The following is a 12,622-nucleotide window of genomic DNA, read 5'->3' as shown; positions in this document are numbered from 1 at the left end:
GGGCTGTTCGTGACAGCCCCGCTCTCGGTTGTTGCTGAAGCCTCAGCCTACGCGGTAGTTAGGGGCTTCCTTGGTGATCTGCACGTCGTGCACGTGGGACTCGGCCATGCCGGCACCGGTGATGCGCACGAACTCCGGCTTGGTGCGCATCTCTTCGATGGTCGCGCTGCCGGTGTAGCCCATGGAGGAACGCAGCCCGCCCATCAGCTGGTGGATGATCGCAGCCAGGGCACCCTTGTAAGGGACGCGGCCTTCGATACCTTCCGGAACCAGCTTCTCGGCACCGGCCGAGGAGTCCTGGAAGTAACGGTCCGAAGAACCCTGCGCCTGTGCCATGGCACCCAGCGAGCCCATGCCACGGTATGCCTTGTACGAACGGCCCTGGAACAGCTCGACTTCACCCGGGGCTTCTTCGGTACCGGCGAACATCGAGCCCATCATCACGCACGAGGCGCCAGCGACGATGGCTTTGGAGAGGTCACCGGAGAAACGGATACCGCCGTCGGCGATCAGTGGCACACCCGTGCCTTCCAGTGCTGCGGCGACGTTGGCGATGGCGCTGATCTGCGGCACGCCGACACCGGCGACGATACGGGTGGTGCAGATCGAGCCCGGGCCGATGCCGACCTTGACCGCATCGGCGCCGGCTTCGGCCAGGGCCTTGGCGGCGGCACCGGTGGCGATGTTGCCGCCGATCACCTGCACCTGCGGGTAGTTCTCCTTGACCCAGCGAACGCGGTCGATCACGCCTTTGGAGTGACCGTGTGCGGTGTCCACCACCACCACGTCGACGCCAGCGGCAACCAGTGCCGCGACACGCTCACCGGTGTCCTTGCCGGTGCCGACTGCAGCGCCGACGCGCAGGCGACCCTGGTCGTCCTTGCTGGCCAGTGGGTAGGCCTTGGCTTTTTCGATGTCCTTGACGGTCATCATGCCCTTGAGGGCGAACTTGTCGTCGACGATCAGGACTTTTTCCAGGCGGTGCTTGTGCAGCAGCTCGCGGACTTCGTTCTTGTCGGCGCCTTCGCGGACGGTGACCAGACGCTCCTTGGGAGTCATCACGTCGCGTACCTTGGCTTCCAGACGCGTCTCGAAACGCACGTCGCGGGAGGTGACGATACCGACCAGGTCACCGTTCTCCAGCACCGGAACACCAGAGATATTGTTCAGGCGGGTCAGGTCGAACAAGTCGCGTACGGTGGCGTCGGCATCGATGGTGATCGGATCCTTGACCACGCCAGCCTCGAACTTCTTGACCTTGCGCACTTCGCCGGCCTGCTGTTCGATGGTCATGTTCTTGTGGATGATGCCGATGCCGCCTTCCTGAGCCATGGCGATGGCCAGGCGCGCTTCGGTCACGGTATCCATGGCGGCGGAAACCAGTGGAATGTTCAGCTCGATGCCACGGGTCAAACGGGTCTTGAGACTGACTTCATTGGGCAGTACCTCGGAGTAACCAGGTACAAGGAGGATATCGTCGAAGGTCAGGGCTTCTTGGCTGATACGCAGCATCGCGGGGGCTCCCGGGCGGGAAAAATGGAAGCGCGCCATTATACTCATCCATGGCGCGCCGCTCAATGCAAAAAAGGGGCCTTCGGTCCAGTTCCTGCCGCTCAGGCCACCTTCACCTGCACCACGGCCACTGGCTGGTCGAGCCAGTCGGCGAAACTGTCGAGGAACGCCTGGGTAAACCCGGCCTCGCCCCAGTTGTTGAAGATGAACCCCAGGTTGGAAAAGGCACAGGGTTGCAGATACAGAAAGCCGTTGATGTCATCCTCGAAGCCGCACAGCGGGCAGGTGAAGTTGTCGCTGACGCCCGGCATCCACTCTTCCAGACTTTCGAACAGCGGCTCGCCCACCTCGCGCCGACACTCAGGGCATCCCGCCTCTTCGAGGAAACCGTCGGTCGGGGTATAGATGCAGCGCTTGAGCATCACCTCCAGGCCGTTGACTGGCTCGCCGAAGGGCAGTTTCTCGGGATGCAGCGCCACCTTGCGCGCGCCTTGGGCCAGGGCGTGGCCCATGCGATTGCCGGTGCGCCCGCAGGTGCTCAGTTGCTCCTCGACGATCTTCTCGCGCACCAGCCAGCGCAGGATCGCCCGTGCGCGGGCCTCGTGAACCGGAACGGTGGACTGCTTGGGGACGATGATGCTCTGGGTGTTCATGAACGGGACGGGCCTGAGACTGCGGTAATCGCGTAAGTCTACGCCCTGCTCAGCCGCTCAGGTAGCGACCGATCAGCGCCACCCCGCTGGCCAGCACCAGCCAGGTGACCAGCCGCACGAAGGCTTCGCGGGACAGTTTCAGGCTCAGGCGCCTGCCGACCCAGAGCCCTGCGAACATCACAGGCAGCAAGCAGGCTGCCAGCATCAACAGGCTGGCGTCGGCATAGACCCCGGCAATCAGGAACAGCGACAGGCGCACCAGGGTGCTGCAACTGATCAGCGCGCTCTGGGTGGCGCGTACCTGCTCCTTCACCTCCAGCCGGGCGCTCAGGTAGATCGCATAGAGGAAGCCACCGCTGCCGAACAGCGCACCGAACAGCCCGCCAATCGTGCCCATCGGCACCGCCCACAGGCCCGACAGACTGGCCGGCCGGACCTTCACCGCCAGGCTGTAGATGGCATAGGCGGTGACGAACAGGCCCATCAGCAACAGCAGCAGGTCGGATTTCAGGTGCAACAGGAACACCACGCCCAGGGTACAGCCCACTGCCATGCACGGCAGCAAACGCAGCAGTTCGCCGCGAACCACATCGCGGCGCGAAGGCAGCAGGTTGCCGAAGGCGGCGACGAAATCCAGCAGCACCAGCAGGGGGATGATCCGCGACAACGGCATGAAGTGGATCAGCACCGGGCCGGCTACCAGCGCGGTGCCGAAGCCGGCGATGCCGAAGACGACATAGGCGGCGGCGATGGCCAGCAGGATCGGGAGCCATTCCAGTGGGGTGGCGGGGAGAAGTTCGAGCATCGTGCCGGGTCCTGAGGCAGTCCTTTGGGGGTGGGCTGGAGCTTACAGGAATTGGCGGGGGCTCGAGAGGTGTGAGGGGGTTCAAGGGGCCTGGCTTAGATTCTGCGGCGCTCTTGAGATCGAGCGCCGCCCGCGCGGCGCTTCGCGGGCAAGCCCGCTCCTACGTTTGTTTCGGGCCAATTATTCCTGTGCCACAGGCGCGCGACCGCCTGGTGTGTACGACTCGATGTCGCGCTGTACTCCGAAGGGGGGCGCGCGAAAATGCCACAGGATTCACTGGCCCGAAACAAACTGTAGGAGCGGGCTTGCCCGCGAAGCGCCGCGCGGGCGGCGCTCGATCTCAAGATCCCCGAAAATCCCAAGCCAGGCCACAGACCGCCCAGATGCTATCTGCGCCCAACCCCCTCTGCCCCTTGATACCCCCCCCACCCTCCCCCTTATCATGCCCGCCATGATCAGAGACCCTTTCGAACGACTCGGCCTGGACCGCGAGGTCCTCACCGTCAGCCAGCTCAACGGCCGCGCCCGTGTGCTGCTCGAAGACGTGTTCCGCAGTGTCTGGGTGGAAGGCGAGATATCCAACCTCGCCCGCCCGGCCTCCGGCCACCTGTACTTCACCCTCAAGGACAGCGGTGCCCAGATCCGCTGTGCATTGTTCCGGCAGAACGCTGCCAGGGTCCGCCAGGCCCTGCGTGACGGCCTGGCGGTCAAGGTACGCGGTAAGGTCTCGCTGTTCGAGGGGCGCGGCGATTACCAGTTGATCGTCGATACCGTCGAGCCCGCCGGTGACGGCGCCTTGCGCCTGGCCTTCGAGGCGCTGAAGGAAAAGCTCGGCAACGAAGGGCTGTTCAGTGCCGAACGCAAGCAGCCGCTGCCGGCTCACCCGCGCCGCATCGGCATCGTCACCTCGCCAAGCGGCGCGGTGATCCGCGACATCATCAGCGTCTTTGCCCGCCGTGCACCGCAAGTCGAGCTGAACCTGGTCCCCACGGCAGTACAAGGACGCGAAGCCATCGGCCAGATCGTCCGCGCCTTGCAACTGGCCGACAGCCTTGGTTTCGATGCACTGATCCTGGCCCGTGGCGGCGGCTCGCTGGAAGACCTCTGGTGCTTCAACGAAGAAGCCGTCGCACGTGCCATCGCCGCCTGCGTGACGCCTATCGTCAGTGCGGTGGGCCATGAGACCGACGTGTCGATCAGCGACTTCGTCGCCGACGTGCGCGCCCCGACCCCTTCGGCGGCCGCCGAATTGCTCGCACCTGACAACAGCGGCCTGCAGCAACGCCTCGACAGCCTGCAACGGCGCCTGTTACTGCGCATGCAGCACCGCCTGAGCCACGATCGCCTGCGCCTGGAAGGCCTGGCCCGTCGCCTGCGTCACCCCGGCGAACGCCTGCGCCAGCAGGCCCAGCGCCTGGATGACCTGGACATGCGCTTGCGCCGCGCCTTCATGCTCGACATGAACCAGCGCCAGCAACGCCTGGGCCGCCTCGACACGCGCCTGGCCGCGCAGCATCCCGGGCGCACCCTCAAGCTGCTCGGACAGCGCCTGGACAGCCTCGCCGAGCGTCTGCCGCGGGCCATGCGCGAAACGCTCAAGGACCGCCGCCAGCGCTTCCAGGCGCAATTGCAGACGCTGCAGGTGGTCAGCCCGCTGGCCACCCTGGCCCGCGGCTACAGCATCCTGCTCGACGAACGCGGCCAGGCCATCCGCAGCGCCGCCCAGACCCGCAACGGCCAGCGCCTGACCGCGCGCCTGAACGAAGGCGATCTGCAGGTCAGGGTCGAAGACAACCACCAGACTCCGGTCACCCTCTCTCTACTGGACTGACACATGCCCCGTCTGCTTGCCCCCCTGCTCGCACTCTGCGCCCTGCTGCTGGCCAGCACGGCCCAGGCCAGCTACATCACCCGCACCCTCAACAAGCCAGTCCCCGGTGGCGTGGCGGTGGTCGACCTCGGCCCCGCCGCCAGTGCGCCGAGCGCGCGCTTCGACGGCAAGCCGGTGCTGGTGGTCAAGGAACAGGACACCTGGCTGGCCATCGTCGGTATCCCGCTGACGCAGAAACCCGGCACAGCCACCCTCACCCAGGGCGCACGCTCCCTGCCCTTCAGCGTGGGCAGCAAGAAATACCCCGAGCAGCACATCACGCTGAAGAACAAGCGCCAGGTCAATCCCGAGCCGGATGACCTCAAGCGCATCGACCGCGAGCTGGCCGAGCAGGTCAAGGCATACCGCAGCTTCAGCCCGGGCATGCCGAGCAACCTGATCCTCGACAAACCGGTCAACGGCCCCCTGTCGAGCAAGTTCGGCGTGCGCCGCTTCTTCAATGGCGAGGAGCGCAACCCCCACGCCGGGCTGGACTTTGCCGTGCCCGCCGGCACCCCGATCAAGACCCCGGCCAACGGCAAGGTGATCCTGGTTGGCGACTACTTCTTCAATGGCCGCACGGTGTTCGTCGACCATGGCCAGGGCTTCATCAGCATGTTCTGCCACATGTCCAAGGTCGATGTGCAACCGGGGCAGGTGCTGCGCCGCGGCGACGTGGTCGGCAAGGTCGGCTCCACGGGCCGGGCAACCGGGCCGCACATGCACTGGAACGTCAGCCTGAACGATGCTCGAGTGGACCCGGCGATCTTCATCGGAGCGTTCCAGCCCTGAGATCGGTGACAAGCCCGCTCACACCGGGGATTTCCTGTGGGAGCGGGCTTGTCCCGCGATGGCCGCGCCGCAGTCGCATCACCTTGCGCAGCAGCAAACCTCGGCACAATAAAAAATCACTAACAATCAAAACACAGCCATAAAATCTCACCCATAAGCTTTTTTTAAGCATTCCTCTCAATTTTTTTCGAACACTTGCCATCTCCCACTCCCACTGGTTAGGGTTGAGGGCATGAAAACCTCGATCACCCTCATTCTGCTCCGCCAACACCGCAGCCTTTGCCTGGTCAGTGCACGACTACCTGGGTGAACCGCGTCGCCTCGCCTCTTCATCTCGTTATCGCTTGGCAGGCCCGATCAGGCCGCACATTAAAGGATTGCTCCAAATGACCATGCTCAAAGACCCGTCGAAGAAATACCGCGCCTTCCCGACCATCGACCTGCCAGACCGTACCTGGCCGTCGAAGGCCATCACCCAGGCGCCAATCTGGTGCAGCTCCGACCTGCGTGACGGGAACCAGTCGCTGATCGAGCCGATGGACGCCGAGAAGAAGCTGCGTTTCTGGAAAACCCTGGTGCAGGTTGGCGTGAAAGAGATCGAGGCGTCGTTCCCGTCTGCCTCGCAGACTGACTTCGACTTCGTACGCACCCTGATCGAAGACGGCCACATCCCGGACGACACCACCATCCAGGTACTGACCCAGGCCCGTGAAGACTTGATCGCCCGCACCTTCGAGTCCCTGCGTGGCGCGAAGAAGGCCATCGTCCACCTGTACAACGCCACATGCCCGGCGTTCCGCCGCATCGTCTTCAACCAGGACAAGCAAGGCGTGAAGGACATCGCGGTGAACGCAGCCAAGCTGTTCGTCAAGTACGCCGCCCAGCAGCCGGAAACGCACTGGACCTTCCAGTACTCGCCGGAAACCTTCAGCGCCACGGAGCTGGAGTTCGCCAAGGAAGTGTGCGACGCGGTGATCGAGGTGTGGAATCCGACCCCCGAGCACAAGATCATTCTCAACCTGCCGGCCACCGTGGAAGTCGCCACGCCAAACGTCTACGCCGACCAGATCGAATGGTTCTGCCGCAACGTCAACCGCCGTGACAGCGTGATCATCAGCCTGCACACCCACAACGACCGCGGCACCGGCATCGCCGCCACCGAGCTGGGCCTGATGGCGGGCGCCGACCGCGCCGAAGGCTGCCTGTTCGGCAACGGCGAGCGTACCGGCAACGTCGACCTGGTCACGCTCGCGCTGAACCTCTACACCCAGGGTATCGACCCACAACTGGACTTCTCCGACATCGACGGCGTGCGCAAGGTCGTCGAAGAGTGCAACCAGTTGCCGGTGCACCCACGTCATCCATATGTCGGTGATCTGGTGCATACCGCCTTCTCCGGCTCGCACCAGGACGCCATCCGCAAGGGCTTCGCCAAGCAGCAGGACGGCGAGCTGTGGGAAGTGCCGTACCTGCCGATCGACCCGGCCGACATCGGCCGCAGCTACGAAGCGGTCATCCGCGTCAACAGCCAGTCCGGCAAGGGTGGTATCACCTACCTGCTCGAACAGGAATACGGCATCAGCCTGCCGCGCCGCATGCAGATCGAATTCAGCCAGGTGGTCCAGGGCGAGACCGACCGTCTCGGCCTGGAAATGACCGCCCAGCAGATCTACAGCCTGTTGCACAAAGAGTACCTGCAGGCCAACGCCCCTTATGCACTGGTCAGCCATCGCCTGCAGGAAGAGAACGGCAACAGTGCCGTGGAAGTGGAAGTCGCCGGTGAAGGCGAGACCACCCTGCACTGGCGCGGCAAGGGCAACGGCGCCCTCGAAGCCCTGGTAGCCGGGCTGCCGATTGCAGTCGAGATCATGGACTACAACGAGCACGCCATCGGTGCCGGCACCAATGCCAAGGCCGCGGCCTACATCGAACTGCGCGTGGCCGGCGGTCGTCCGGTGCATGGCGTGGGTATCGATGAGAACATCACCACCGCAAGCTTCAAGGCGCTGTTCAGTGCATTGAACCGCTCGCTGAGCCAGCAGGCCGCCAAGGCGGCGTAACGGCACGCGCAGCACACAGAGCCCGCATCGGTCGATGCGGGCTTTTTCATTTCATGGCGGGCCATGATGGAGGCAAAACCTGCACATAAAAAAAAGGGGCGCCGACCAAGCGCCCCACAAGCCGTACAGCACACAACGAAATTCGTATCAGTCCAGCAGCGCCATCGCCTCGGCGCTGCAGGCTTCGATCCGCGCCCAGTCACCGTTCTTGATCCAGCTGCTATCCAGCATCCAGGTCCCGCCTACGCACATCACATTCGGCAATGCCATGTAGTTGCGCGCGTTGGCCGGGTTCACCCCGCCGGTCGGGCAGAAGCGGATATCGCCGAACGGGCCGCCGTAGGCCTTGATCGCCGCCACGCCGCCAACGATCTCGGCGGGGAACAGCTTGAAGCGACGATAGCCCAGCGCGTAGCCCGCCATGATTTCCGACGGCGTGCTGATGCCTGGCAGCAGCGGAATATCACTCTGCACACCAGCCTCGAGCACTTCGCGGGTAATCCCCGGCGTCACCACGAACTGCGCCCCCGCCGCTTCGACGGCCGCGAACATCGCAGGATCGAGCACGGTGCCGGCACCGATGCACAGTTCAGGACGCTGCTCACGCAGCACCTGGATGGCCTTGAGACCGTGCTGCGAACGCAGGGTCACCTCCAGGGTACGGATGCCACCGGCTGCCAGGGCATCGGCCAACGGCAGGATGTCTTCCTCGCGGGCGATGGTGATCACCGGCAGGATGCGCGCCTTGCCGCAGATCTCATCGATCCGGGCGGCTTTCTCGGCCATCGAGAGCAGAGGTTGTGGGCGTTCAAGCGTGGTCATGACAGTGGATCCTTGGCTCATGGGCACCAGTAGATGTCCAGGGGGTCGTGAAGAAAGGCGCGAATGGGCATTTGCGTGAGGTCGTCGCCAGCCAGAGCGGCGCGCAGGGTAGCGAGTTTGCCTGACCCCTGCACGGACAGTGCGACGAAAGCAGCGCTCGACAGCAGCGCGCGGGTCATCGACAGGCGTTGGTGCGGCACGCTCGGTGCCAGCAATGCCAGGCAGCGGCGCGCGCTCTTTGGATCGAGGCCCTCGACCAGGTTCGGGCTGTCCGGGAACAGCGATGCGGTATGGCCATCGTCGCCCATGCCCAGCACCAGCACGTCGATCGGCGGCAGGTCGGCCAGCATCTGGTCGGCCTGTTGCGCCGCCGCGTCGAGGTTGTCGGCGCGCTGGTACAGGCCCATGAACCGCGCCTTGGCCGCCTCGCCCTTGAGCAAGTGCCGGGCCAGCAGCCCGGCATTGCTGTCGGCATGCTCGACCGGCACCCAGCGCTCGTCGGCCAGCGACACGGTCACCTTCGACCAGTCGAGTTTTTCCAGGGCCAGTTGCTCGAGAAACGGGACCGGGCTACGCCCGCCAGACAGCACCACACAGGCCTGACCCTTGCTGGCGATGGCGGCGCGCAGGCGCTCGGCCACATCGCCGGCCAGCGTCGCGGCCAGGCGCTTGGCGTCTGTCAGCGCGTGAACCTTCGCGGTCGCCGGCAGTTGCAGTTCAGATATCGCCATACCAGGCTCTCCCATCGCGTGTAATCAGTGCAATCGAGCTCATGGGCCCCCAGGACCCGGCCGCATAAGGCTTGGGCGCGTCACCGGCGTTCTTCCAGCCGGCGATCAACTGGTCGCACCAGGTCCAGGCGTACTCGATCTCGTCCTTGCGCACGAACAGGTTCTGGTTGCCGCGCATCACTTCGAGCAGCAAACGCTCGTAGGCATCCGGAATCCGCGCGCTGCGCCAGGTGTCGGAAAAATTCAGTTGCAGTGGGCCGCTGCGCAGTTGCATGCCCTTGTCCAGCCCCTGCTCCTTGGTCATCACCCGCAGCGAGATACCTTCGTCGGGCTGCAGACGGATGATCAGCTTGTTGCCGATCTGCAAACGCTGCTCCGGGGCGAAGATATAGTGCGGCGTTTCCTTGAAGTGGATGACGATCTGCGACAGCTTCTGCGGCATGCGCTTGCCGGTACGCAGATAGAACGGCACGCCCGACCAACGCCAGTTGCGGATGTCGGCGCGCAGGGCGACGAAGGTTTCGGTGTCGCTCTGGGCGTTGGCGTTCTCTTCTTCCAGGTAGCCCGGCACCGGGGTTCCGTCGCTGTAGCCGGCAATGTACTGGCCGCGCACCACACGGGTGCTCAGCCCCTCGCCGGTGATCGGCGCCAGCGCCTTGAGGACCTTGACCTTCTCGTCGCGGATGCTGTCGGCCGACAAATCGCTGGGCGGGTCCATGGCGATCAGGCACAGCAGCTGCAGCAGGTGGTTCTGGATCATGTCGCGCAGTTGGCCGGCCTTGTCGAAGTAGCCCCAGCGCCCTTCGATGCCGACTTTCTCGGCAACGGTGATCTCCACGTGGGAGATGGAGTTCTGGTTCCACTGTGTTTCGAACAGGCTGTTGGCAAAGCGCAAGGCGATCAGGTTCTGTACCGTTTCCTTGCCCAGGTAGTGGTCGATGCGATAGACCCGGCTTTCGGGGAAGAAGCGCGCCACGGCGTCATTGACCCGACGTGACGACTCCAGGTCGTGCCCGATGGGTTTTTCCAGCACGACGCGGGTGCGCGATGCCAGGCCGGCCTTGTCGAGGTTTTCGCAGATGGCCCCGTAGACCGCCGCCGCAGTGGCGAAATAGGCGATCAGTGGCTGTCCTTCACCGGCCTGCTCGGCCAGGGCCTGGTAGCCTTCGGGCTGGACAAAGTCCAGGTGCAGGTAGCTCAGGCGGTCGAGAAACCGTTGCAGGGCCTGGGGTTCGATATCGGCAGCCGGCACGAAGCGGCGCAACTGGGCTTCGATGTTCGCCAGGTGCTGCTCGGGGGTGCCAGCTTCGCGGGCCAGGGCCAGCAGCCGGGTGTCGGAATGCAGCAGGCCGGCGCGGTCCAGCTCGTAGAGGGCAGGAAACAGCTTGCGCAACGCCAGGTCGCCAAGGGCGCCAAAGAGGGCGAATGTGCAAGGTTCTACACTGATAGCAACCATGATGTTGGTTCTTTTATTAAAGTTGGCCTAGAAATACCGTTTTCGATGACAATTTTCAAGCGTGATGTAGTAAAAATAACAACATCTCGTACAGCGATTACAGACAAGTGGTATGACAATCCCACCATCAGTACGATAGACAACCGTGCAAAAAGCCGACTGTTCCCTCAGCCGGCCGTCTTTCCGACCCAAGGACATCCCATGGACCGTGTGCGAAACCTCCTGGAACAGATCCAGGGACGCCTCGACGAGCTGAACAAGGCCGAACGCAAAGTCGCCGAAGTCATCCTCCTCAACCCGCAGCAGGCCACCCGTTTCAGCATTGCCGCCCTGGCCCAGGCGGCCAAGGTCAGCGAACCGACCGTCAACCGCTTCTGCCGCTCGTTCGGCGTCAGCGGCTACCCCGAGCTCAAGCTGCAACTGGCGCAGAGCCTGGCCAGCGGCGCGGCCTACGTAAGCCGCGCGGTGGAAGCCGACGACGATCCTGCCGCCTACACCCAGAAGATCTTCGCCAGCGCCATCGCATCGCTCGACAGCGCCTGCCAGCAGATCGACCCGCAGCAGGTCAGCCGCGCCGTGGACATGATGATCCAGGCCCGGCAGATCCATTTCTTCGGCCTGGGCGCCTCGGCGCCGGTGGCCATGGACGCCCAGCACAAGTTCTTCCGCTTCAACCTGGCGGTGTCGGCACACCCCGACGTGCTGATGCAGCGCATGCTGGCATCGGTCGCGCACACCGGCGATCTGTTCGTGATCATTTCCTACACCGGGCGCACCCGCGAACTGGTCGAGGTGGCGAAACAGGCCAGGGAAAACGGCGCCTCGGTGCTGGGTATCACTGCCGCCGGTTCGCCCCTGGCCAAGGCCTGCAGCATGAGCCTGCACCTTCCGCTGCCGGAAGACACCGACATCTACATGCCGATGACCTCGCGGATCATCCAGTTGACGGTGCTCGATGTGCTGGCCACCGGCATGACCCTGCGCCGCGGCTCGGATTTCCAGCCACACCTGCGCAAGATCAAGGAAAGCCTCAACGCCAGCCGCTACCCCGCCGAAGACAGCTGACTCAACTGAGCCGATGCGCCTGCAGCCGCAACTGCGCGCGCTGCCCGGGCGCCAGGCTCAATCCTTCGCCGCTGCCACTGGCAGCCTCGACGCAGACGAACCCCTGGCTCTCGCGCCCGCTCACCCCCATCAATGGGCGATTGCCAGGGTGCCAGACCACCGTGTCGTCGCTGTCGCTGGTGTCGATGCACAGTTCGCGCGCCCAGGCCGAGTCATGCAACTGCACCTTCGGCGTGCCCGGGTAGACCTTCTGGCAACCCCCTTTGAGCGTGAGCACGCCATCTTCACGGCATGCCTGTCGGTTGAGGCGGTCGTAGCCGTCGATATCCTCCAGGCCCGACAAAGCGATCTGCGACACATCGCTGATGCGCCAGAACGCCAGCAATGCGTGGCTCAGCTGGCAGGGTTCGCTGTCCTGGTGCTCGGTGCACAGGCGCAGTTCCATGCTCGAGCCCAGCCGGGCGTGCAAGTCGACCTGCCAGTCGCACAGGTCCAGACGCCACTTGAGCGTGACGCCCTCCTCGTCTTCGCGGCTGTCGAGCAGCTTCCAGTCCAGCAAGCGCCCCCAGCCATGAGCCGGCCACAGGTCCTCGCTGGGATGACGGCCATACCAGGGCCAGCACACCGGCACGCCGCCACGGATCGCACCGACCTGTGGCCATTGTTCGGCGCACCACAGCCAGGGTTTCTCGCCGGTCGGCTGAAAGTGCAGCAATTGTGCGCCCTGGCGGCTGAACACCGCCTGGCAGCATGGGTGATCGATGATCAGGACATCGCGCTGCTGGTGACGCTCCCACTCGAAAACCGGCCGCGGCCGTTGCGAAGTGAAAAAGCGATGGAGCGGATGTTCAGACAT

General features: G+C 64.3%; 11 protein-coding genes. 4 read left to right on the top strand and 7 right to left on the bottom strand.

Annotated elements, in window-relative coordinates; translation table 11 throughout:
* Nucleotides 1–42: 42 nt before the first annotated feature.
* The 3 genes from guaB to ACK3BK_RS05520 form a co-directional block, all read right to left on the bottom strand.
* Nucleotides 43–1,512: an IMP dehydrogenase gene (guaB, locus tag ACK3BK_RS05530; RefSeq protein ID WP_054895167.1), complete on the bottom strand. Its 1,470-nt coding sequence runs from the start codon at nt 1,510–1,512 to the stop codon at nt 43–45.
* Nucleotides 1,513–1,613: 101 nt separating this feature from the next.
* The gene (locus ACK3BK_RS05525) at nt 1,614–2,165 is read right to left on the bottom strand and encodes a sugar ABC transporter ATPase (protein WP_065863208.1); all 552 of its coding nucleotides are present in this window, start codon (nt 2,163–2,165) and stop codon (nt 1,614–1,616) included.
* A 49-nt stretch (nt 2,166–2,214) separates the two neighbouring features.
* Nucleotides 2,215–2,970, bottom strand: coding sequence for a sulfite exporter TauE/SafE family protein (locus ACK3BK_RS05520; protein ID WP_411383870.1), 756 nt, complete (start codon nt 2,968–2,970; stop codon nt 2,215–2,217).
* Between the two features lie 451 nt (nt 2,971–3,421).
* Between ACK3BK_RS05520 and xseA the strand changes: the two genes are divergently transcribed.
* The 3 genes from xseA to leuA all read left to right on the top strand — a co-directional run bounded on the left by xseA (nt 3,422) and on the right by leuA (nt 7,692).
* Nucleotides 3,422–4,801 carry an exodeoxyribonuclease VII large subunit gene (xseA, locus tag ACK3BK_RS05515; protein WP_186720636.1) on the top strand — a complete coding sequence of 460 codons (1,380 nt, stop codon included), beginning with the start codon at nt 3,422–3,424 and terminating at the stop codon, nt 4,799–4,801.
* Nucleotides 4,802–4,804: 3 nt separating this feature from the next.
* Complete coding sequence (locus ACK3BK_RS05510; protein ID WP_186711603.1) at nt 4,805–5,632, top strand: M23 family metallopeptidase; 828 nt, start codon at nt 4,805–4,807, stop codon at nt 5,630–5,632.
* A gap of 386 nt (nt 5,633–6,018) precedes the next feature.
* Nucleotides 6,019–7,692 carry a 2-isopropylmalate synthase gene (gene leuA / locus ACK3BK_RS05505; protein WP_411383869.1) on the top strand — a complete coding sequence of 558 codons (1,674 nt, stop codon included), beginning with the start codon at nt 6,019–6,021 and terminating at the stop codon, nt 7,690–7,692.
* Between the two features lie 147 nt (nt 7,693–7,839).
* Here leuA and ACK3BK_RS05500 read toward each other — a convergent pair whose 3' ends face one another.
* The 3 genes from ACK3BK_RS05500 to zwf are packed head-to-tail and all read right to left on the bottom strand — an operon-like array spanning nt 7,840 to nt 10,701.
* Nucleotides 7,840–8,514, bottom strand: a complete 675-nt coding sequence (locus ACK3BK_RS05500) for a bifunctional 4-hydroxy-2-oxoglutarate aldolase/2-dehydro-3-deoxy-phosphogluconate aldolase (protein WP_054895162.1) — start codon at nt 8,512–8,514, stop codon at nt 7,840–7,842.
* A gap of 17 nt (nt 8,515–8,531) precedes the next feature.
* On the bottom strand, nt 8,532–9,245 hold the full coding sequence (pgl, locus tag ACK3BK_RS05495) for a 6-phosphogluconolactonase (protein WP_411383868.1): 714 nt from the start codon (nt 9,243–9,245) through the stop codon (nt 8,532–8,534).
* The gene (gene zwf / locus ACK3BK_RS05490; RefSeq protein ID WP_186667971.1) at nt 9,232–10,701 is read right to left on the bottom strand and encodes a glucose-6-phosphate dehydrogenase; all 1,470 of its coding nucleotides are present in this window, start codon (nt 10,699–10,701) and stop codon (nt 9,232–9,234) included. The genes pgl and zwf overlap by 14 nt, the downstream gene beginning before the upstream one ends.
* Before the next feature lie 210 nt (nt 10,702–10,911).
* On the opposite strand from zwf, the gene hexR reads away from it, so the two are divergent.
* The gene (hexR, locus tag ACK3BK_RS05485) at nt 10,912–11,766 is read left to right on the top strand and encodes a DNA-binding transcriptional regulator HexR (RefSeq protein ID WP_200604055.1); all 855 of its coding nucleotides are present in this window, start codon (nt 10,912–10,914) and stop codon (nt 11,764–11,766) included.
* A 1-nt stretch (nt 11,767) separates the two neighbouring features.
* Here hexR and ACK3BK_RS05480 read toward each other — a convergent pair whose 3' ends face one another.
* Complete coding sequence (locus ACK3BK_RS05480) at nt 11,768–12,622, bottom strand: D-hexose-6-phosphate mutarotase (RefSeq protein ID WP_186667969.1); 855 nt, start codon at nt 12,620–12,622, stop codon at nt 11,768–11,770.

It is taken from the genome of Pseudomonas sp. L7 (genome assembly GCF_046605565.1).
In the GTDB taxonomy this organism is placed as follows: domain Bacteria; phylum Pseudomonadota; class Gammaproteobacteria; order Pseudomonadales; family Pseudomonadaceae; genus Aquipseudomonas; species Aquipseudomonas wayambapalatensis.
The sequence above is the reverse complement of the archived record's forward strand: the minus strand, read 5'-3'. Positions and strand labels throughout refer to the sequence as shown.